The following is a 21,069-nucleotide window of genomic DNA, read 5'->3' on the forward strand; positions in this document are numbered from 1 at the left end:
GCAGAGAAGGGACAGCCCGTGCGTGCGATTTCCGATCTCCTGGAGGAACTGCGCTTGGCCGGCATCCAGCTGTGGCTGCAGGACGGCAGGCTGCGATACCGGCCGGCCGGCGCACTGGACGGCGAGCGGTTGGCGGTGCTCCGTGAGCGGCGCGACGAGCTGATCTCCGCGATACGCGCCGACCCGGCGCCGGTGGCTCGGCCGGACAGCATTCCGCTGTCCGAGCACCAGCAGGGCATGTGGTTCCTCGATCAGATGGGCCTGCTGGGGCCGGCGTACAACCAGACGTCCCTGCACCGCATCGCTGGTGATCTGGACGTGGCGGCCCTGCGTTCGGCGATCACGGAGATCATGCGGCGACACGAGATCCTGCGGACCGCGTTTCCCGCGCGCGACGGGATCGGGGTACAGGTGGTGGAGCCGGCCGGCGACCCCCGCTTCACCTTCCTGGACGTGTCCGGCCTGTCCGCCGCCGAGCAGGACCGGTGGTTGGACGACCGAAAGCGGATGTACGCGGAGTACCGCTTCGACGTCTCCGTGGCGCGCAACTTCTGCACCGAGCTGATCCGCTTCGGCCCGGCCGAGCACGTGCTGGTTTTCCGCTCCTACCACCTGGTGATCGACGGGTCTTCGTACGCCCACCTCTTCCACGAGCTGCGCACGCTCTACGCGGCGTACCGGACCGGGATCCCGTCCCCGCTGCCCGAGCTGACCATGCAGAACGCCGACTACGCACTGTGGCAGCACGGCCGGGATGGCACCGTGGCGGAGCGGCACCTGGACTACTGGAAGGAGCGGCTGGCCGACGCGCCGCACGTCTTCGACCTGCCGACGGACCGGCCCCGGCCGGCGGTCGCCGACCTCGCCGGTGGCATTGTCGAGGTGCCAGTGCCCGCCGAGGTGGCCGACGGGCTGCGCCGGCTGGCCCGGCGCGAGGACACCACGCTGTTCATGGTGCTGCTCGTGGCGTTTCACACGCTGCTGTATCGGTGGAGCGGGCAGACCGACGTCAGCATCGGGATGATCGCCGACGGGCGGGCACACCCCGACGTCGCCGCCAACATCGGCCACTTCGTCAACCCGGTGGTGCTGCGGGCCGACCTGGCCGGGCAGCCGACCTTCGCCGGGCTGCTCGGCCAGCTTCGGCCTCGGCTGGTCGAGGCCCTGGAGCACCGGTACGTGCCGTTCGACCGGCTGGTGGCCGAGCTCCGGCCGCAGCGGGACCTGGCGGTGCATCCGCTTTTCCAGGTGCTGTTCACCTACCTGGCGGCGGAGCCGTTCGACCTCCTCGACGGGCTGACCGTCGCGCAGATCGAGCCGGGCGAGCCGAAGGCGATGTTCGACCTCACGCTCTCGGTCTCGGAGACCGAGGCGGGGGACATGTACGTCGGCATGGCGTACCGGACCGCGCTGTTCGATCGCTCCACCGTGCAGCGCCTGGCCGGCTACCTGATCAGCCTCCTCACCGCGGTCGTCGCCGCACCCGACGTGTCGATCGACGACCTGCCGCTGATGTCCGCCGCGCAGCGGCACGAGGTCCTTGAGGTCTGGAACGACACCGCCAACCGGTTCGACGACGGCAGCTGCCTGCACCAGGTGATCGAGCGGCAGGTCGCCGCCGCGCCGGACGCCACCGCGGTGGTGTTCGAGGGCCGGGCGCTGACCTACCGCGAGTTGGACCAGCGAGCGAACGCCCTGGCCCGGCACCTGCGCGAGCTGGGCGTCGGCCCCGACGAACGGGTCGGCATCGCGCTACACCGATCGCTGGACATGGTGGTCGCCAACCTGGCGGTGCTCAAGGCCGGCGGAGCCTGTGTGCCGATCGACCCGACCTACCCGATGGCCCGCCAGCAGCTGATCGTCGAGGACGCGGCCCTGCGACTGCTGATCCGCGATCAGGACGGACCGGACAGGGCCGCCGACCCGGAGCCGGTGCTGGCGCTCGACGTGTTCGGCACACCGTGCGACGCGACCGGACCGCCCAACCTGGCCGACCCGGCCAACATCGCCTGGGTGCTCTACACCTCGGGGTCCACTGGCCGGCCCAAGGGCGTGGCCATGTCACACCGGGCCCTGCACAACCAGGCGCAGTGGCAGCGGCGCCAGGGCCCCGGCGGACGCGGACGCACGCTGCAGTGGGCCGCGCTCAGCTTCGACATCTTCTACCAGGAGATGGTGACCACGCTGTCGGTCGGCGACACGCTCGTCCTGGTCAGCGAGGAGGTCCGGCACGACTTCGAACGGCTGCTCGACGTGATCTCCGAGCAGCGGATCGAGCGGATCTTCATGCCGTTCGTGGCCCTGCGCGGGCTGGCCGAACTGGCCGTGCGCCTGGACCGGATCCCGCGGTCGCTGCGTGCGGTGCTCACGGCGGGCGAGCAGCTTCAGACCACCCCGGCGGTCCGGGCCTTCTTCGAGCAGCTGCCTGGCTGCACGCTGTACAACCAGTACGGGCCGATCGAGGTGCACCTGGCCACCTCCCATGAGCTCGACCACGACCCGGCGAAGTGGCCTGTGCTGCCACCGATCGGCCGGCCCTTCGACAACGTGCGAACCTATGTGCTCGACGCCGAGCTGCGGCTGGTGCCGCCCGGGGTGGCCGGCGAGCTGTTCGTCGGCGGCATCGCGCTGGCCCGCGGCTACCTGGGCCGCCCGGAGCTGACGGCGGAGCGGTTCCTGCCCGACCCGTTCGTCGCCGGCGCCCGGATGTACCGCACCGGCGACCGGGTCCGCTGGAACGCCGCGGGCCGGCTGGAGTTCATCGGCCGGTTCGACGACCAGGTGAAGATCCGCGGGTTCCGGGTGGAGGTCGCCGAGATCGAGGCGGTTCTCACCGGCTGCCCGGGGGTACGCGAATGCGCTGTCGCCGCCCACCAGTACGGCGTCGGGGACCGGCGGTTGGTCGCCTACGTCGTGCCGGCACCGGACGCCCCGCCGTCCGCCGTCGAGCTCCGCGACTTTCTGGCCGCCCGCCTGCCGGACTACATGGTGCCGGCCGCCTACCAGACGGTGGCGGACCTGCCGCGCACCTCCAGCGGGAAGCTGAGCCGCCGGCTGCTGCCGCGGCCGGACGAGGAGGCCGAGTGGGCCGGGTCGGCTGAGTACGCGCCACCGGGCACGCCGCTGGAGGAGCGCATCGCCGCGATCTGGGCCGAGGAGCTGGGCGTGCCGCGGGTCGGCCGGTGCGACAACTTCTTCGAGTTAGGCGGCCACTCGCTGCTGGCGGTCGCCATTGTCACCCGGCTCAGCGAGCTCACCGGGCGCACGGTCAGACTGCGTACCCTTTTCGAGGCCCCGACCGTGGCCGGCCTCGCGGCCCGCCTGAGCGACGGCGAACCGCAATGACAGGTCCGCACCGGCCTTCCACGCGCTGCCTGGCCTGTCCGGCCCGGCGGTTCCGGGTGGGCTCGTTCGACGTCGAGGACCGGCCCAAGTCGTCGACCCGCCTCGACCCGGAGACGGGGTCTCGCACCATACCCGAATCCGGCATTCCGGTCTGCGTGCATCCGGACCGCATCGGGTTGCCGCCCGGGGCGTACGCGAGCGCCGGCACGCCGCTGCCATATCTGCGGCGGCTCTGGCTGAGGATCCGGCTGGCCGTCTCGAGCGGCACGCGGCCCCGCGGACCGGCTGGGTCCCACCGGACACCGGGCGCTGGCGATGGACGTGATCAGCCGTGCTGACCGCTCGCCTGGTCGTCCTCGAGCCCCATGGCGAGCTGGATCCAGGCCGCCGCACAGGCTCTCGCCAGCGCGCCGAGGTTGATCCGGGAGTGCGGCGGGATGTGGCGTAGCGGGAGCGGGATCTCGTCGGTCAGCAGCACCCGCGGACCGAGCCAGCGCAGCAGCATCCGGCCGGACTCGGTGTAGCGCAGCGACGGATCGCGCTGCATGGTCTTGAGCAGCGACCGCAGCTCGGCGGAGGGGTCCGCCTCCGGCAGCTGCACGGTCATCTGCCGGTCCTCCGCCCGGTCGGCGCGGTCCGGCCGGGTCCGCCGGTCCAGTACCGGGTCCTCGCCGGCCCGCAGGCGCGCTCGGACGCTCCGCGCGGTCTCCACGGAGATGCCGGCGTCCTTCGCGATCTGGCGCAGGGTCGCGTCCGGGTGGCTGGCGATCAGCTCGGCCGCGATCCCCCGCCCGGCCGCGCCGTTGATCGGCCGGACCCGGCCGTCCCGGCCGATCCGCGCCTGTTCCGGCGGGCCGTCGATCTCGCGGCGCAGCGATCCGATGGTCTTCGCCGCCAGACCGGCGGTGAGGGCGATGGCCCGGTCCGACAGCCGCGGCTGGGCGCGGATGATCCGGACGGCCGCTGCACGACGATCGGCCGTCGACAGGGGCATGCCGTGTGACACGTTGAGCCGGACGGCGAGCAGGAACGCCTCGTTGTCGTCGCCGTCGAACAGCTTCGCGGAGATCTCCTGCTCGCCGCGCAGCCGGGCGGCGGTGAGCCGGTGCGCCCCGTCGATCACCCGCATCGTCCTGCGGTGCACCACGATCGGTGGCAGCTTCGCTTCCGTCTGCGCCAGCGATCTCGCATGAGCCATGTCCACGCCCGCGGAGCGCGGCGAGTCGGCGTCGCGGACCGCGGAGATCGGCAGCCGTACGACGGCGTTGTCCCGGGCCGGGACCGGCTCGGCGGACCTCTGGCCATCGGTGGACGATCGGGGTTCGCCTGGGGATCGAGAGGTGTCGACCGACACTGGGGAGCCCCCGTTCTTTGTCACGGCCACGGCCGTCGAGCGAAGACACGACCTTCACTCATCCTGACCCTGCGGCCGGACGTACGGGATTCACCTATTTTGGGGTCAACGACTCACTCGGCGGGCGTGCGCAGGAAGCCCAGGCGGCGTACCTCCTCCACGCCGCCGGCCAGCGGGACCGGATCGCCGCCGCGCGACAGGGCGGCGAGGAACTCCCGGCGCGGCACTGGCCCGGCATTGAGCCGCCGGCTCTGCTCGCTGTCCCACTCGACGTCCAGCAGCGTCACGCCGGTGCCGGCCAGCCGGCACTCCATGTCGAGCAGCGCCACCTTCGAGGCGCTGGTCTGCCGGTGGAAGCAGGTGTCCAGGGTGAATACCGTGCCGACGCCGATACCGACGGCGCCCCCTACCAGCTCGTCGCCGTCCCAGACCTCGACGCTGTGGGCCCAACCCAGCTTGTGCAGCTCCACCATGCACTCGCACAGCTCGTCGGTGAGCCACTCGGGAGTGCGGTTCGCGCGGCACTCGGCGAGCACCCGGTCGAAGTGCTGGTTCGCGGTGGTGGTCCAGCGCAGCCGGTTGCGCAACAGCTTCATCAGGCTGCGTGGCTTGGCGAGCCGCCCGTACGGGATGACCGGGCGCGGGTCCGGTGACCACCAGGTCAACGCGAACGGATCGGGGAGCGGCGAGTCGAGCACCGCGGTCGTCCCGGCCGCCACCGAATCCTCGTACAGGAAGTGGTTCACCTCGGCCTCGGCCGCGGATACCGTCGGCATCGGAAAGGCGCCGTGCCGGTAGCCGGCGAGGACGGTCGCCGGGTCGAGGCGGCCACCGATCGCGGCCGGCGCGTCGCCCGGGGCACTATCCATCGCAAGACCGTCCCACACGCATCCCTCGCAGCGAAACACATGTCGATTCTGGCCCCCGACCACCGACCGACGGGACCCCTCATGACCGCATCCTCGACAGAGAGCACCTTCGAGGCATCGGCGCGGTGGCTGCGCCGGCCGCGTCCCTGCCACGACCCGGCGACCCGTCTGGTCTGTCTGCCGCACGCCGGCGGCACCGCCAGCGCGTACTCTTCCTGGGCCGCCCGGCTGCCGGCCCGGATCGAGCTGATCGCCGTGCAGTACCCCGGCCGGCAGGACCGGCTGGCCGAGCCCTGCGCGCGGTCCGTCCAGGAGATCGCCGACGCGCTCGTTGCGGCGCTGGCCCCCTACGCCGACCGGCCGCTGTACCTGTTCGGGCACAGCATGGGCGGCCTGGTCGCCTACGAGGTCGCGGCCCGACTGGAGGCCGGCGCCGGGCCGGGCCCGGCGGGCCTGTTCGTCTCCGGAACGCTCGCCCCGCACCGGTTCCTGCCGCCCCGGGAGGTGCTCGACAACGCGGTCATCGAGGCGGAGACCCGGGCGTCCGGCTGGACCGATCCGATGGTGTTCGAGCACCCGGAGCTGCGCGAGCTCGTGCTGCCGGCGCTGCTGGCCGACGTCCGGGCGGTGCTGTCCTACCGCCGCCGCGATCCGGCGCGGCTGCGTTGCCCGATCGTCGCCTACGCGGGCAGCGACGGTACCGCCGACGTGCCTGCCCAGCTGGCCTCCTGGGGCGAGCTGACCTCCGGCCGGGCCGCCTGGCGGCGCTTCGACGGCGATCACTTCTACCTCCAGCCCCGGGAGGCCGAGCTGGTTGCCGACATCCTGACCCGGATGTCTAAATGGGGAAACGCCTCAGTTAGACGCCTGTGAGCGAAGGAGGAAGGACCGTGGCCGATTCGGATCTCGCCGAGCGGTACCGCTTCGCGCCGGACATCCGCGCCGCGGTCCGGGCGGCGTCCCGACCGGACAACTGGCACGGCCCGCTGGAGGCCGTCGAGCATTGGACCTGGATCGCTGTCTGGTGCGCGGCGTCGGTGCTGGCGTGGCGGCACACCCCCTGGTGGCTGGGGGTGCCGGTGTACATCGTGGCGATATTCTTCATCGGCGGCCGGCAGCGGGGCATCGCCGGCATGCTGCACATGGCCACGCACCGGGCGTTCATGGATAACCATCGGGTCGGCAACGTGATCGGGGCGGTCCTCGGCGGATACCCCGTGCTGCAGAGCTACACCGGCTACCGGGCCTCACATCTCGGCGAGCACCACGGCCGACTGGGTGACCCGGAGCGGGACCCGGACTACCGCCAGTACCGGGACAACGGGCTGTGCGGGGACGACCTGAGCCGCCGGGCGCTGCGCCGGTACCTGTGGCGCGTCATAACGCCTCGGGCGACCGCCTCGTACGTGCTATACCTGCTGCGGCACCGCATCATGACAGCCAGCGAGCACCCGGCCGAGCGGGTGCTCCGGGTGACCCTGCTGGCGGCGGTGCTCGCCTGGGCCGTCCTGGGCGGCTGGTGGCCCTGGCTGCTGCTGCTCTGGTTCGTGCCGCTCGTCACCACGCAGGTGTGGATCGGCGCGGTGGCGGAGCTGATGGAGCACTTTCCGATCATCGAGACGGCCCCCCGGATCGACATCTACATGACCTGGAACCGGGTCTACGGACTGGGCACCCGGTTCCTGCTGGGTGAGAAGGACGGCGAAGGCTTCCACCTGGTCCACCACCTGTACCCCCGGACGCCGATGTGGCGGCTGCGCGAGGTCGACGCGATCCTGCGCCGCGACCCGGTGTACGCGGCCCTGCCCCGGCTCGGCGGCGCCCTGGGTGGCCTGGAGCAGATCTACCGATCGCTGCCCCCGCGGCGGGACCACACCGGTCCCGCGCTCGCCCGCCCATAACCAGCCCAGTGGTCGTGGTCTAACACGGCCGGGGCGCCACGCCGATCGAGCTTGCCGCCGATGCCGGGGACTACAAAATCTACCGCCCCCGGCCACGGTATCCCCGCCGCCCGGAAACTTCCCACATGACCGTCGCCGGCGGCGTGGGGTCAGACGATGCGCTGGACCCAGCCGAACTCGTCCTCGGCACGGCAGTACTGGATATCCAGCAGGGCGGAGCGCAGCGACGTCGTCACCCGCCCCGACCCACCGTCACCCACGACGATCTCGCCATCAGCGGACACCAGCCGGGCGATCGGCATGATCACTGCCGCCGTACCGCAGCCGAACATCTCCGTCAGCGCACCGCTCGCGGCGTCGGACCGGAACTCGTCGATCGAGTACAACCGCTCCTGGACGGTGAGCCCGCGGTGCCGGGCCAGGGTGATGACCGAGTCCCGGGTGATACCCGGCAGGATCGTGTCGGTCAGAGGCGGGGTGACCAGCGTGTCCCCGAGCACGAAGAAGACATTCATGCCGCCGAGCTCCTCGAAGTACCGGTGCTCCGTGGCGTCGAGGAAGACCACCTGCTCGCAGCCGTGCCGCATGGCCTCAGCCTGGGCCAGCAGACTGGAGGCGTAGTTGCCCCCGCATTTGGCTGCACCGGTGCCGCCGGGGCCCGACCGGTTGTACTCCCGCTCCAGCCAGATCGAGCACGGCTTGGCCCCACCGGCGAAGATCGCCCCGACCGGCGAGGCCAGCACCAGGAACTGGTACTCCAACGCCGGCCGCACCCCCAGGTACACCTCGGAGGCGTACTGGATCGGCCGCAGGTAGAGGCTGGACTCCCCGCTGCCCGGAACCCAATCCCGGTCCTGCTCGATGAGAACTCGCAGCGAATGAAGGAACAGCTCCGGCGGCAGCGGCGGCATCGCCATGCGCTCGGCGGACCTGGCGAACCGCGCGGCGTTGGCGTCGGGCCGGAACATCACGACCCCGCCGTCGGGCGCGCGGTATGCCTTCAGCCCCTCGAAGACTGACTGGGCGTAGTGCAGCACCGCGGTGGCCGGGTCCATCCGCAGCGGGGCATAGGGCTCGAGTCGGGCATCGGACCAGCCCTTGCCATCGGAATAACTGATCGACACCATGTGGTCTGTGAAGGTCCGCCCGAAGACCAGGTTCGCCAGCAGCGCCTCCCGTTCGGCCACGGCGACGGGGGTGGCGTTCTGTCGAGTTTCGAACTCAAGGCTGCTCATGAGCTTCACCCCTGGGATGTGTCAAGGTGCGATCACGCCTGGCCGGGAGCTTACCGTTCGCTCAGGCCGCCGCCTACGCCGTGGCACCATGCGGTTTCGCTTTGACTGGTCCCCGAAAGCAGCGACAAGCGTTCGGTTGATTCGCTTTGCTAGCGTCGGAGCATACCTTTGATCGACTCCCTGCGTTCGTGCGCGGGTGGCTGTGTTCGGCCATCATGGACGACGGAAGAAGGAGTTGCTGAACGACCAAGAAGACGGCTGCCGGCGGTTGTGCCGGCAGCGACCGGCGCAGAGATCCAGTCGCGGGGGGCGAAATGATCCGCACCGATATTCTCGGCAATTCACCCATCTTTGTCATCGGCCTGGTCGACACGCTGACCAAGGCCGGCATCAAGGTCGTCGCCATGCGAACCTCGCCCACAGTGGACGCGTCCCGCCTCGCGGATGCAGCTGTGATCGACGTTGACGCGCTTCGGATACCCCACGACCTGACGCATATCACCGAGGTGGCCAAGAGCGCGGCGGTCCTGGTCCTCAGCAACTCGGGCTGCGTCGAGGCCGAGATGTACCTACGGGCCGGAGCGTTGGGGGTCGTGAGCAAAATGGAGTCCTGCGAGGGCATCATCGGCGCGATCCGGGCGGTGACGTCCGGAAGCCGCGTCTGGCCGACCGAGTCCGGTGGCGAGCCCACCGCGTTGCATGCCGACACATTGGGCGACCACCTGTCCAAGCGCGAGGCGCAGGTGCTGCGGCAGATCTCCCGTGGCCTGACCCACGGTCAGATCGCCACCCGGTTGGAGATCAGCCCGCATACGGTCGACACCTATGTCAAGCGCATCCGGGCCAAGCTCGGCGTTGGCAACAAGGCGGAACTCACCCGGGCTGCGCTGCTCGGCTGACCTGCCGCCGAGAGCCGAAACACCCGGTTGCCCCAACGATCGGAGACCGTGTCGCTCATCAGGGAGGTCGCATGACGCCGCCCGGTGACGCGCACGGCATCCATCCCGGGGGCGGCGGCTCGACCCTGGTTCCGGTGACAAGACGGCCCAGCCGCCGAACCCTACGGTGTGCTCAACGCGTCGGCTGAGGTCAGACACGTCCGAGCAGCGATCACGGTCATTACGAGGAGGAATCACGGTGACTGAAAGCGTTGTCCAAAAGGTGACCCAGGGTCTGACGGCCGAACAAGTCCAGTTCTTCACGGAGAACGGGTTCATCGGCCCCTTCGACCTCTACTCCGAGGAAGAGGCTCCGCTGGTCTGGAGCCAGGCCATGATCGATATGGTCACGTCCGAGAACAAGCCGCACGACTCGACCGTCATCAACTACGACCGCCATCTCGACTGTGAAGCGCTGTCCCGGCATATCGCCCACCCGACGATCGTCCACAAGCTGCAGAGCCTCATGGGCGACGACATCATGTGCTGGAAGACGAACATCTTCGAGAAGGAGCCCGGCGACTCGGGAACGGGCTGGCACCAGGTCGAGGCATTCACTGTGTACAACGAGGCGGAAACCGTCTCGTATCCCTCGCTGCGCTACACCGAGGAGTCCACGGCCGCCACGCAGGAGCTAACCGTCTGGGCGGCCTTCTCCGAGGCGGACAAGGAGCACGGCTGCCTACGCTTCCTGCCCGGCAGCCACAAACAGTGGTACTACGACGAGTCGAAGCCGATGACGTACAACGTCGAGAGCAAGGCCCACGACTTCTTCGGCTACGACTACTCAGAGCTCAAGCTTGACAAGGACTGGGATCCGGACAGTCACGAGATCGTCGACATGGAGTTGAAGCCCGGCCAGTTCGTCATCTTCCTGGCCAAGTGCGTCCACGGCTCGCACCCCAACACGAGTGCCACCAGGCGCGTGGGGTTGGCGTCGCGTTACGTCTCGCCGTCCGTGCGGGTCTACGAGCACATCGACCGTCTCAGCGGGTTCGGCGACTCGATCGACCTCGACTACCACGGATGCGTCCTGGTGTCCGGCGAGGACAAGTACGGCCACAACCGGATGTACCAGGAGAACCTCAACGGCTTCCCCTTCCCGAAGGTCGAGTCCGATGGCCACTGACGACCACCGGCAGAGGTTCGCCGAGATCCTCGCGACTCAACCTGTCGGCAACGGTCTCACCTACGAGCAGGTCGTCCGGGCGCAATCGCGGCAGGAACTGGGCATCAGCTCGCTGAACATGATCATCGTGCTGATGAACTACATCAAGAAGTACACGGACGGCACCATCACAGTCCGCCCGGAATGGGTCCCCCGGCTCAACGACATCGACGGCATCGTCTCCGTACTCCGAGAGATCGATGCGATCGGCGTCGAACCGGCCCGGTCCTGACGTCGCCACCTCGCCGGGCCCGGCAATTCCCAACCCTCTGCCGATCGAAGGGAACCATGATCTCGGATCACGACGACATCGGCATCGGCTCGTTCGCGTGCGCCTTCGGCGATGTGGAATGCAAGCCGGAGAACATCCCTGATTTCGGCGCCCTCTGGGAGACCGTGTCGTTCGGCACCGACTTCCGTGAGATGGGATGTACCACGTACCGGAAAATGTCCGGGCCGGTCGAAGACTATGTCGTGGACGCCGTGCGCCGAACCCTCCGGGACGCCGGCGTCGCCGCCGCGGACATCGACCACCTTGTGTTCGCGACCAGCGACCCGACCTTGGCTCTGTTGCCGTCCGACTTCGCGGGCCGAGTGCTACTCGCCTTGGGAATGGACGACTGCGTCCCTCATGTCATTTCCTATCAGCGGTGCTGCAGCTCGCTGACCGCGCTTCGGCACGGTCAGCGGCTGTTGGCCGATCCGGAGGCGACCCACGTGGTGGTCGTCGCCGTGGACTTCGTGCCGCACGACCGCGACCGGGTGCTCCCCTACGCGATGTTCGGTGACGCGGCCGCGAGCTGCCTGCTGTCCCGCCGGCCGGGACTCGTGCGGCTGGTCTCGTCCGCGGTAAAGATCGACCCGGAGGGATTGCGCGGCCGCGACACGTTCGTCTCGCGCAAGGATGTCGCCGAACGGACGCTGTCCGCGGTGCTCCGGGCCGGTGGCCGGCAGCAGGCACAGATATCCAAGGTGTTCGCGGCCAACCTGCACAAGCCGCTGACGCTGTTCAACGCGACATCCGTCGGTCTGCGCCCGGACACCCTGCACTTCGCCGACACGCTCGCCGCCTACGGACACTGCGGAAACGCTGACTGGATGATCAACCTGGCCGATTATCACGAGCGGTTCGGCATTCAGCCCGGACAGACGTATATGGCGCAGTCCCTGGCGCCGGGGTTCTACGCCTGCGGACTCTTCGAAGGAAGCGCGCAGTGAGCGGGTATCTGTCCACAACGGATTGCATCGGGCCGATCGCCCTACCGGACGGCGTGCTGGAAACCCTGCACTCCCTCGCTCGGGCGGCCGGCGTGGATGACTTCGACCCGCTGTCCCTCTGCGCCGGTGTACTGGCCGAGCGGCTGCCACGCCCGGGCACCCACTGCCGCATCCTGGTCACCCGGGGGCCGGTCGAGGCGATCGTTGGGACGACCGGCGCCCCGGACCTGTCCCTGACCTTCCGCGAGGCGCTCCGGCAGGCCCGCCGGCCGCGGTACACCATCGTGCCCGGACCGGGGGGCGACGACGAACCGGTTGCCGTGACGATCCTGCTCGAACGGGCCGGCCAGCAGCTGTACGTCGAGACCATGACGGACTCGTCCGACCTGCCCACCGCGCAGGCCTGGGCGCGCTCCTTCCTGCAACTGCTGACCAGCATGGCGAACGAACCCGATCGGCCGATGCGCGACCATCCGCTGGTCGGCGCCGAGGAACGCGAGCGGATCCTGCACGGCCTCAACCCACAGCGCAACCCGGATATCCGATACCGCACGATGGCCGAACCGTTCCAGGAGCAGGCGGAGCGAACCCCGGATTCGGTCGCGTTGCAGGACGAGAACGGGGACACGGTCAGCTACCGGGAGCTGAACGAGCGCGCGAACCGGCTGGCCCACCACCTGCGCGAGTGCGGTGCCCGCCCGGGTACTCGGATAGGCGTCTTCCTCCAGCGCGGCATCCACCAGGTTGTCGCGTTCTACGCCGCGGCCAAGACCGGCGCCACCTACGTTCCCCTGGACGCCGACCTGCCGGACCAGCGCATCGCCCTGATGCTGGCGGACTCGGCGCCAAGCCACGTGCTGACCGATCCGGCCTGCCGCGCTCGCCTGCCCGGCGGCGCGTGGGAGATCCACGACGTCCACGCGGAGCGCACATGGTCCGGCCGGCCCGCGACGAATCCGGATCTCGACGGCGGCCCGGGTGGCGTGGCCTCCGAGCCGGTCCACATCCTCTACACGTCGGGGACGACCGGCCGCCCCAAGGGCGTGGCCTCCCGCACGGCCGGCACCCTGGCCAACGTCTTCTGGATGCAGCGCCAGTACCCGTACCATCTCGGCGATACGGCCCTGTACAAGACCTACGCCGGGTTCGACGTGCACATCTGGGAGATCTTCTGGCCGCTCTACCATGGGGCGCGGTTGGTGATCTGCCGGCCCGGCGGCGAGCGCGACCCGCGGCACCTCGCCGGACTCATCCGGGACCACGACGTGTCGATGATCTTCCTGGTGACGACGCTGGTGCCTGCTTTCCTGGACGAGATGTCTCGGGTCGGGGCCCACGCGCTGCGGTGGTTGGTGTGCGGCGGCGAGTCGATGAGCCCGCGGATCCCGGCGGCCTTCCACGCCGCGCTGCCCGGCAGCATCCTCGTCAACGCCTTCGGTCCCACCGAGGCCGGTTCGGTCACCGACAACGTCATCGAGCCCGGCTGGGACGGCGTAGTCGTTCCGGTCGGCCGTCCCGCGGACAACTTCCGGGCAACCGTCCTGGACACCAACCTCGATCTTGTCCCGGTCGGCACGCCCGGGGAGGTGTACATCAGCGGTGTTGTCGGCCTGGCGGACGGCTACTGGCGGCAGCCGGGCAGGACCGCGGAGCGGTTCGTCGCGGATCCCCACGGGCCGCCGGGGTCGCGGATGTACCGCACCGGTGACCTCTGTCGGCTTCGCGAGGACGGCGCGCTGGAGCACCTCGGCCGGATCGACCGGCAGGTCAAGATCCGTGGCCTGCGGATCGAACCCGGTGAGGTCGAGGCGGTGCTGGCCGCTCACCCCACGGTCGGCGACTGCGCGGTGATCGCCCACGGGCCGCCGCCCCGCCTGCTCGCCTTCGTCGTCCCCGCCGGCGGGCGCACCACCGCCGACCTGGACCCCGCGGCGCTCCTCGAACTCGCGGCCGGACTGCCCCGCCAGATGCGGCCAGCGCAGGTCGTGCCCGTGGACCGTCTTCCGGCGACGGTGAACGGAAAGCTGGACCACGACGAGCTGATCAAGATCTGGCAGGCGTCGACCGAGCCCGAGCGTACGGTCGTGCCCCCCGCCGACGAGCTGGAAGCCACCCTCGTCGAGATCTACCGGCGGGTCCTGGGGCGGTCGCAGATCAGCGTCCTGGACACGTTCGTCGAGCTCGGCGGCCACTCGCTCCTCACGTTCCGGCTGCGCGCCGAGTGCCAGGCGATCCTGCGAACCGCGCCCGACCTGACGAAACTCCTCGACGGGACGTTGCGCGACGTGGCCGCGACGATCCGCGACGGAGGGTGCCCACCCGAGACGAGATCCTGGTTGGCCGGATGAAGGAAGACAAATGAGATTCGGCATCCAGATCGTCCCGGAGGATCGTTGGCAGACGGCGCGCGTGAAGTGGCGCCGGGCCGAGCAGATGGGATTCGATCACGCGTGGACCTATGACCACCTGAACTGGCGGGCGTTCCGCGCGAAGGACTGGTTCACCTTCGTCCCGACGCTGACCGCGGCGGCCATGGAGACCGAACGGATCGGGCTGGGCGTCCTGGTCGCCTCGCCCAACCTGCGACATCCGGTGTACCTGGCCAAGGAAGTCGCCGCCATCGAGGACATCTCCGGCGGCCGCCTCATCCTCGGTCTCGGCGCCGGTGCCGAGGGCTTCGACGCCACCATGACCCGCCGGACCGCGTGGAGCCGGCGGGAGCGGACCGAGCGGTTCGCGGAATACGTGCGGCTCACCGACTCGCTCCTGCGGCAGCCGGTCACTACCTTCGACGGCCGCTACTACGTCGCCGACGAGGTTCATTCGTACCCGCTGTGCCAGCAGCGGCCCCGCGTCCCGTTCGCCGTCGCCGCCGGCGGGGCCCGCGGCATGCGCTTGGCGGCCGAGTACGGCTCGTACTGGGTGACGACGGGCGAGCCCAACCGGGTCGAGAGCGCGCCGTACGAACAGGCGCTCCCCGTCGTCCGCCGGCAGGTGGAGGCGCTCGAGAAGGCCTGCGTGGAGGTCGGCCGTGACCCGGCCACGGTGGCCCGGTTGCTGGTCTGCGGCCCGTCCGTGGGCGGTGTTCTCGAGTCGCCGACGGCGTTCTCCGATGCAGCGGGCCGATTCGCCGAAGCCGGCATTACGGATATCGTCGTGCATTGGCCTCGGCGCAGCGAACCCTATTCGGGAAAGGTGGAGATCTTGGAGAAAGTGGCCGAGGATCTGGATCGTCACCGGAATACGTGACCTGCGTACCAAAGCGGGAGTCGCCTAGCGTACCGGAGGAGCCCCGAATTCGGCTGAGAGGGATTGCGTGATCCGATGCGAACCCACTATGTAGCGGACACCCCACTCGATGACGTCCGCCTCGCCAAAGACCTCGAGCACAGCGATTCACTCCCGTGGTCCGAAGCGCACAGCGACTACCTTTCCCGCGGCGCCTATAGGAGCTGCATGCTCTGGACCCCGGGCGGAGCCGATGGTGACGGAGTGGTCACCAAATACGATCACCACCAGCCCGGCGCGTTCACGGAGTACGGCAACCAGCTTCCCTATCTCCGCGAGCTGATCAGCACGGTTGTCGATCTGGATCGGCTGAACTTCGTGCGGCTGGCGAAGGTGCAGAACAGCGTGGCCATGCCGCACCGGGACCTGCTCGAGCTCAGCGACATCCCGGACGACACCCGTAACGCCCACCGGGCGCACATCCCCCTCGCCACCAACGAGAACTGCTTCTTCAGCGAGGGCAACACCGTGTACCGGATGCGCCGGGGCGAGATCTGGTTCCTCGACGCCTCAGTGATCCACTCGCTGGCGGTGCTCTCCACCGAGGCGCGGATCCACCTCATGCTCGACTTCGTGAACGCGCCGTCCGAGAAGCCATTGATCACGATCCCTGGCCACAGCGCCGACGCCGGCATTCCGGAGGACCGGATAGTCAAACGACTTCCGGTCACCGATGCCGACCGCGCCAGCCTATTGCGGCTCGCCGACGTCATGACAATGGAAACGGTCGACGAGATATTCAGCATCGTCATCAAAAAGCATTACCGGTGCGACGGTGGCGACGACTTCGTGTGGAGCACGATGATGGACATCGCGCGCGCTTGCGAGGACACCGAAACCCGCCGGCACATCGAGGAGCTGCGTCGCTACTTCACCATCGAACGGTCCCCCTACGACACATAACCACGCGAGCCGCCGGCTGCCCGAGAACTGCGGAACTCCTCCGAAGACAGGAAAGAACCTTGGCCCCAACCACATCTGACGTGGCCGCGCCGGGCAAGCCCTCGGCCCGCCCGGTTCCGCTGACCGGGGCGATCGACCACGTGGGCATCCAGACGATGGACCTGGAGAACGCAGTCCTCTGGTACCGGGAGTTTCTCGGCTGCACGGTCTCCTGGGAGATGAGCGGCGGCTTCTCCGACCTGAGCCGGCGGCGGCTCCCCGGCCTGACCCGCCTGGTCGAGGTGGCCGTGGGCGACATCCGCCTGCACCTGTTCACCCGCGACCGCGGTACACACGGGCCGCCGGCCGGCGAGGTGAACCAGTTCCAGCACCTGTGCATCCGGGTCGACACGCCGGAACAGCTGCGACTGTGGCGCGGCCGGTATCGGGAGCTGTACGAATCGGGCCGCTTCACCTTCGCTCGCGCCGAGCCGGCCACCGAGATCGACATCGACGGTCAGGGCATGCGGAGCTTCTACGCGTACGACGTGAACGGCCTGGAGCTCGAATTCACCTACCTTCCGGATACCTCCGAGGGAACGGATGCCGCCGATGCATCCGCTTGAGGCACCGGCCGTCGTCACCACCCTCCCGTCCGGCGCGGAATGGGAGTTCGGCGGTCATCCTTACGGGCTCGAGCCGCTGGCCCTGCCCTCCCGATGGGTACCCCGAACAGTGCCCGTGGACCCGATGCGGATCGAGGACCTGCGGGAACGGCTGGCGCACGCGTCACCCGCCTCGATCCACGACCTGCGTCCGGACAGTGCCGAGGACATCGACCGTCTGTTCTGGTTCCGGTGGATCACCGCCCACCAGACCACCTTCCTGCTGTGGCAGATGCTCGGGGCCATCCTGCGGGAGAGCGAGGCCGCGCGGGTCGAACACGAGGAGCTCGCCACGCAGGCGCGATTGCTGGTGTCCGGCTATTCGCTGATGCTGATGTACGGAAGCTCCGCCCCCCGGCACATCTACGGACCGGTCATCCGGATGCCGATGGCCCGCCAGCACGTCAATCTCACCGGCGCCTGGGCCCGCGACTATCCAGCGGTCCGGCCGCTGATCCGGGGCAAGGTGACGATCGGCTCCGGCACCGTGGCGGAAGCCCTGCGCCACGAGTGCGAACTCAACGAGCAGGTTCACGAGGGGATCGCAGACAAGGTCCTGTCCTCGGGAGAGGTGTCCTTGCTGCAGAGTCCCAAACCGAAGGGCCGAAAGCAGATCCCCCGGGACACCTTGATGTGGCTGTACGACGGCATCTTCCTGACCAGCCGTGCGGCGGCCGTCTCCCAGCTCGCTGTCGCCAGCCAGCTGGTCCGGCGACTGCACGCCATCTTTCTCGACGTCACCGCGAACGGCCTGTACCCCTCCTTCGCGCCGAGCGCGCACGAGGAACCGCCCCGCCTGCGGACCCCGGAGGTGATGCGACGGAAGGCGGGACTGACGGACTGCGTCCTGGAGATCCTGAGCCTCGTGAGCGCGCCGGCCACCCAGGCCCACCCATCGAGAACGGTCCGGACCAGCTCCACGATGTGAAAGTTGAGGAAGACATGACCGCCGCGACAACCCATCTGTCCAAGGAAGCGCGATACTGTGCGGATACCTTCAACGGTGCCGTGGCCGCAGCCGCTCTCAGCGCGGCCTGGGACATCGGCTTGTTGGACGAGCTCGCCGACCGGGACGCTGTCGACGTACCCGAGTTCACCGCCCGCACCCGCACCCACCCGCAGGCGGTTGACCGGATCCTTGTCGCGCTGTCCAGCCGCAGGATCGTGGTCGTCGACGCCGGGACGAACCTGGCCCGGCGCGGACCGGGATTCGACGAGGCGTTCCGTACCAAGGGCTTCTTCTACTGGCTGACCAGGGGCTGTGGCGAGCTCTTCACCAATCTCACCACCCTGGTTCGCACCGATGAACGCTCCGACCGCCAGATGCGCCGCGATTCGCGGGCGATCAGCGTGGCCTGCCGGAGCATCGCCCGCAATTTCTTCGACCCGCCGCTGCGGGATCTCCTCGACGGTATCGACTACACGACCGTCGCCGATCTCGGCTGTGGCAGCGGCGATCGGATCATCATGTTGGCCGAGCGGCGACCCGCGATCCGGGCCATCGGGGTCGATATCGCCCCGGGGGCGTTGGCGGTCGCGGGAGAGGCGATCCGGGATGCGAACCTGACGGACCGGATCACGCTGCTCCGGGATGATGTGCTGAACATGTCGCCGAGGCCGGAGTACGCCGACGCCGAACTGGTCACCTGCTTCCTCATGGGGCACGACTTCTGGCCACGGGACAACTGCGTGAAGACACTGCAGAAGCTCCGAGAGACCTTCCCCAACGCACGAAACCTCCTCCTCGGCGACACCTGTCGGTCCGTCGGCGTCGAAGGCCCGGACCTGCCCATGTTCACGCTCGGCTTCGAGACCGTGCACGCGATCATGGACCAGTACCTGCCCACGCTCGACGAGTGGTACTCGGTGATCGATGAGAGCGGCTGGCGTCTCGCTGATCAGCGGCTCATCGAACTTCCCGCGTTCAGCTTCATCTTCCACCTGACCCCAGCCTGATCCGTCATCGACGCCGCCGTACCCGGAGGAACACCCCATGGACACCCCTTCCGCAAGCTCCGCAGTCGCGGCCGCCGCCCCGGCCTCCCGAATGGATCTTCCGCTGTTCCGTGAGATTCCCGGACATCACGCACCCACACCGTTCTACCTGACCGACGACATGTACGGCGGGCTGTGCTTGGAGCTGGCCGGCGGCGAGCTCAGCGACAAGGTGGGAAAGCCGGTGGCCGATCCGCATACCCACGAGTGTCCCGAGATCTATCTGCTGCTGTCACCGAATCCGGGCGGTGGCGTGATCGAGGTGGTCGCCGACGGACGCCACCACACGCTGACCTCGCCGGCGACATTCTTCATCCCGGCCGGTACGGTGCACCACTTCGTCACCCGCAAGGCAGAACCGGGCACGTATTGTCTGGGCCTGCTGCTCACCGGGTCAACCCAGCGATGACCGTCCTGCGACCCCAGCTCACCGGTACCTCCGGCGCCGTGGCCTCGACGCACTGGTTAGCGTCCGCCGTCGGCATGGGCATCCTCGACCGGGGTGGCAACGCCTTCGACGCGGCGGCGGCCGCCGGCTTCGCCCTCCAGGTGATCGAGCCGCACTCGAACGGGCCCGGCGGCGACGTCGTGATCTCGGTCTACCCGCGCTCGGCCGGCGTGGTACGCGTCATCTGCGGACAGGGCCCGATGCCGCAGGCGGCGACCATCGAGCGGTTCGGCGCGCTCGGCGTCGAGCAGATGCCCGCGGCGGGCCTGCTCCCCGCGACCGTGCCGGGCGCGTTCGGCGCCTGGATGCGCCTGCTCGCCGAGTTCGGCACGATGCCACTGGCCACCGTCCTGGAACCGGCGATCGGGTACGCCTCCGGCGGCTACCCGCTGCTGCCCGGCGCCGCGGCGACGGTCGCGGCGATGGCTCCGCTGTTCCGGACGGAGTGGACCGCGTCCGCGCGCACCTACCTGCCCGGCGACGCGGTACCGGCGGCCGGCGCCCGGATGCGCAACGCCGCGCTGGCCGGCACCTACGAGCGGCTGCTGCGCGAGGCGCGGGCCGCGTCGACCGACCGGGAGGCCCAGCTCGAGGCGGCCCGGGCGGCCTTCTACGAGGGCTTCGTCGCCGACGCGATCGACAGCTTCGCGCGTACCACCGAGGTGCTCGACTCCACCGGCGGCCGGCACCGCGGCCTGCTCACCGGCGACGACCTGGCGGCCTGGCAGCCTGCCGTCGAGGAACCGTGCGCGCTGCCGTACGGCGACTTCACCGTCTACAAGCCGGGGCCGTGGTCGCAGGGCCCGGTCTTCCTCCAGCAGCTGGCGATCCTGTCCGGCTGCGACCTGCGCGGCATGGGGCTCGGCACCGTCGACTACGTCCACACCCTCGCGGAGGCGGCTAAGCTCGCGTTCGCCGACCGCGAGGCCTGGTACGGGGACCCGGCGCACACACCGGTGCCGATGGCCGAGCTCCTGGCGCCGGAGTACACCGCGCGGCGGCGCTCGCTGATCGGCGACCGTGCGGCCCTCGACCCCCAACCCGGCCGGGTGGGCCCCGGCCAGCCCTGGATCCCGCAGGCCAAACCGGAGCAGCCGGGCGCCGACGAGCCGGACTGGATGACCCAGCTGCGCAGCGGCATACCCACCGTGACCGCCGGGGCGCCGCAGGCCGGCGCCGGGAACACCTGCACCGTCGCGGTCGCGGACCGGTGGGGAAACCTGGCCGTGGCCGTGCCCAGCGGCGGCTGGCTCAAGAGCTCACCCGTGATCCCCGATCTCGGCTTCCCGCTCGGCACCCGCGGCCAGACCGCCTGGCTCGTCGACGGCCACCCGAACTCGCTGGCGCCCGGCCGGCGTCCGCGCACGACGCTGAGCCCCAGTATCGTGCTGCGCGACGGCGAGCCGTTCCTGGCGTTCGGCACGCCGGGCGGTGACCAGCAGGACCAGTGGACGCTCCAGGTGTTCCTCGCGATCGCGGGGTTCGGGCTGGAACCGCAGGCCGCGACCGAGCTCCCCGCCGTCAACATCGACCACTTCGCGCAGTCGTTCGCGCCGCGCGCCTCCCGGCCGGGCGTGCTGGTCGCGGAGCGCTCGCTCGGGCCCGAGGTGCTCGCCGGCCTGGAGCGGAAGGGCCACCGGCTCGACGTGGTGCCGGCGTCCACCCTCGGCAAGGTCTGCGCCGCCGGTGTCGACCCGGACACCGGCTTCCTTCGGGCCGCGACCGGCCCGCGCGGCCGCCAGGCCTACGGAGTGTGTCGGTAG

Annotated in this window: 18 protein-coding genes; 15 read left to right on the forward strand and 3 right to left on the reverse strand. The window is 69.6% G+C overall.

What is annotated here, in order from left to right:
- Nucleotides 1-18 precede the first annotated feature (18 nt).
- Nucleotides 19-3,345 (forward strand): non-ribosomal peptide synthetase, encoded by a 3,327-nt coding sequence (locus tag DMB66_RS31245; protein ID WP_125807703.1) that lies wholly within the window; start codon nt 19-21, stop codon nt 3,343-3,345.
- A gap of 325 nt (nt 3,346-3,670) precedes the next feature.
- Here the strand turns inward: DMB66_RS31245 and DMB66_RS31255 are convergent, their stop codons facing one another.
- Nucleotides 3,671-4,543 (reverse strand): ParB N-terminal domain-containing protein, encoded by an 873-nt coding sequence (locus tag DMB66_RS31255; RefSeq protein WP_233624977.1) that lies wholly within the window; start codon nt 4,541-4,543, stop codon nt 3,671-3,673.
- Between the two features lie 269 nt (nt 4,544-4,812).
- A complete protein-coding gene (locus DMB66_RS31260; protein ID WP_125807705.1) occupies nt 4,813-5,568 on the reverse strand; it encodes a leucyl/phenylalanyl-tRNA--protein transferase in 756 nt (251 codons plus the stop codon).
- 81 nt (nt 5,569-5,649) lie between these two features.
- On the opposite strand from DMB66_RS31260, the gene DMB66_RS31265 reads away from it, so the two are divergent.
- On the forward strand, nt 5,650-6,441 hold the full coding sequence (locus tag DMB66_RS31265; RefSeq protein WP_125807706.1) for a thioesterase II family protein: 792 nt from the start codon (nt 5,650-5,652) through the stop codon (nt 6,439-6,441).
- A 17-nt stretch (nt 6,442-6,458) separates the two neighbouring features.
- Nucleotides 6,459-7,469 carry a fatty acid desaturase gene (locus tag DMB66_RS31270; RefSeq protein WP_199752720.1) on the forward strand — a complete coding sequence of 337 codons (1,011 nt, stop codon included), beginning with the start codon at nt 6,459-6,461 and terminating at the stop codon, nt 7,467-7,469.
- Nucleotides 7,470-7,618: 149 nt separating this feature from the next.
- Here the strand turns inward: DMB66_RS31270 and DMB66_RS31275 are convergent, their stop codons facing one another.
- Entirely contained in the window at nt 7,619-8,704 is a 1,086-nt protein-coding gene (locus tag DMB66_RS31275) for a branched-chain amino acid aminotransferase (protein WP_125807707.1), read from the reverse strand.
- 314 nt (nt 8,705-9,018) lie between these two features.
- Here DMB66_RS31275 and DMB66_RS31280 point away from each other — a divergent pair, with 314 nt between their 5' ends.
- From DMB66_RS31280 to DMB66_RS31330, 12 genes are all read left to right on the forward strand, one after another.
- Nucleotides 9,019-9,603 carry a response regulator transcription factor gene (locus tag DMB66_RS31280; RefSeq protein WP_125807708.1) on the forward strand — a complete coding sequence of 195 codons (585 nt, stop codon included), beginning with the start codon at nt 9,019-9,021 and terminating at the stop codon, nt 9,601-9,603.
- Between the two features lie 238 nt (nt 9,604-9,841).
- Nucleotides 9,842-10,771, forward strand: a complete 930-nt coding sequence (locus DMB66_RS31285) for a chlorinating enzyme (protein WP_158647427.1) — start codon at nt 9,842-9,844, stop codon at nt 10,769-10,771.
- Nucleotides 10,761-11,042 carry a hypothetical protein gene (locus tag DMB66_RS31290; protein WP_125807710.1) on the forward strand — a complete coding sequence of 94 codons (282 nt, stop codon included), beginning with the start codon at nt 10,761-10,763 and terminating at the stop codon, nt 11,040-11,042. The genes DMB66_RS31285 and DMB66_RS31290 overlap by 11 nt, the downstream gene beginning before the upstream one ends.
- A 56-nt stretch (nt 11,043-11,098) precedes the next feature.
- Nucleotides 11,099-12,028: a hypothetical protein gene (locus DMB66_RS31295; RefSeq protein ID WP_158647428.1), complete on the forward strand. Its 930-nt coding sequence runs from the start codon at nt 11,099-11,101 to the stop codon at nt 12,026-12,028.
- A complete protein-coding gene (locus tag DMB66_RS31300; RefSeq protein ID WP_199752721.1) occupies nt 12,025-14,376 on the forward strand; it encodes an amino acid adenylation domain-containing protein in 2,352 nt (783 codons plus the stop codon). Before DMB66_RS31295 ends, DMB66_RS31300 begins: the two co-directional genes overlap by 4 nt.
- A gap of 10 nt (nt 14,377-14,386) precedes the next feature.
- The gene (locus DMB66_RS31305) at nt 14,387-15,277 is read left to right on the forward strand and encodes an LLM class flavin-dependent oxidoreductase (RefSeq protein ID WP_125807712.1); all 891 of its coding nucleotides are present in this window, start codon (nt 14,387-14,389) and stop codon (nt 15,275-15,277) included.
- A 243-nt stretch (nt 15,278-15,520) separates the two neighbouring features.
- Nucleotides 15,521-16,219, forward strand: coding sequence for an aspartyl/asparaginyl beta-hydroxylase domain-containing protein (locus DMB66_RS31310; protein WP_233624978.1), 699 nt, complete (start codon nt 15,521-15,523; stop codon nt 16,217-16,219).
- 59 nt (nt 16,220-16,278) lie between these two features.
- The gene (locus DMB66_RS31315) at nt 16,279-16,824 is read left to right on the forward strand and encodes a VOC family protein (RefSeq protein WP_199752723.1); all 546 of its coding nucleotides are present in this window, start codon (nt 16,279-16,281) and stop codon (nt 16,822-16,824) included.
- Nucleotides 16,811-17,791, forward strand: a complete 981-nt coding sequence (locus DMB66_RS61515; protein WP_158647429.1) for a hypothetical protein — start codon at nt 16,811-16,813, stop codon at nt 17,789-17,791. The genes DMB66_RS31315 and DMB66_RS61515 overlap by 14 nt, the downstream gene beginning before the upstream one ends.
- 14 nt (nt 17,792-17,805) lie before the next feature.
- Nucleotides 17,806-18,819: a class I SAM-dependent methyltransferase gene (locus DMB66_RS61520; RefSeq protein WP_158647430.1), complete on the forward strand. Its 1,014-nt coding sequence runs from the start codon at nt 17,806-17,808 to the stop codon at nt 18,817-18,819.
- Between the two features lie 37 nt (nt 18,820-18,856).
- Nucleotides 18,857-19,267, forward strand: coding sequence for a cupin domain-containing protein (locus tag DMB66_RS31325; protein WP_125807715.1), 411 nt, complete (start codon nt 18,857-18,859; stop codon nt 19,265-19,267).
- A complete protein-coding gene (locus DMB66_RS31330) occupies nt 19,264-21,069 on the forward strand; it encodes a gamma-glutamyltransferase family protein (protein WP_125807716.1) in 1,806 nt (601 codons plus the stop codon). The genes DMB66_RS31325 and DMB66_RS31330 overlap by 4 nt, the downstream gene beginning before the upstream one ends.

This window comes from Actinoplanes sp. ATCC 53533, from assembly GCF_003947245.1.

What these genes read in the sequence shown, in the direction of transcription:
- DMB66_RS31255 (WP_233624977.1), bottom strand. Translation starts at nt 4,543, where the DNA reads ATGGCTCATGCGAGATCGCTGGCGCAGACGGAAGCGAAGCTGCCACCG.
- DMB66_RS31260 (WP_125807705.1), bottom strand. Translation starts at nt 5,568, where the DNA reads ATGGATAGTGCCCCGGGCGACGCGCCGGCCGCGATCGGTGGCCGCCTC.
- DMB66_RS31265 (WP_125807706.1), top strand. Translation starts at nt 5,650, where the DNA reads ATGACCGCATCCTCGACAGAGAGCACCTTCGAGGCATCGGCGCGGTGG.
- DMB66_RS31275 (WP_125807707.1), bottom strand. Translation starts at nt 8,704, where the DNA reads ATGAGCAGCCTTGAGTTCGAAACTCGACAGAACGCCACCCCCGTCGCC.
- DMB66_RS31280 (WP_125807708.1), top strand. Translation starts at nt 9,019, where the DNA reads ATGATCCGCACCGATATTCTCGGCAATTCACCCATCTTTGTCATCGGC.
- DMB66_RS31290 (WP_125807710.1), top strand. Translation starts at nt 10,761, where the DNA reads ATGGCCACTGACGACCACCGGCAGAGGTTCGCCGAGATCCTCGCGACT.
- DMB66_RS31295 (WP_158647428.1), top strand. Translation starts at nt 11,099, where the DNA reads ATGATCTCGGATCACGACGACATCGGCATCGGCTCGTTCGCGTGCGCC.
- DMB66_RS31305 (WP_125807712.1), top strand. Translation starts at nt 14,387, where the DNA reads ATGAGATTCGGCATCCAGATCGTCCCGGAGGATCGTTGGCAGACGGCG.
- DMB66_RS61515 (WP_158647429.1), top strand. Translation starts at nt 16,811, where the DNA reads ATGCATCCGCTTGAGGCACCGGCCGTCGTCACCACCCTCCCGTCCGGC.
- DMB66_RS61520 (WP_158647430.1), top strand. Translation starts at nt 17,806, where the DNA reads ATGACCGCCGCGACAACCCATCTGTCCAAGGAAGCGCGATACTGTGCG.
- DMB66_RS31325 (WP_125807715.1), top strand. Translation starts at nt 18,857, where the DNA reads ATGGACACCCCTTCCGCAAGCTCCGCAGTCGCGGCCGCCGCCCCGGCC.
- DMB66_RS31330 (WP_125807716.1), top strand. Translation starts at nt 19,264, where the DNA reads ATGACCGTCCTGCGACCCCAGCTCACCGGTACCTCCGGCGCCGTGGCC.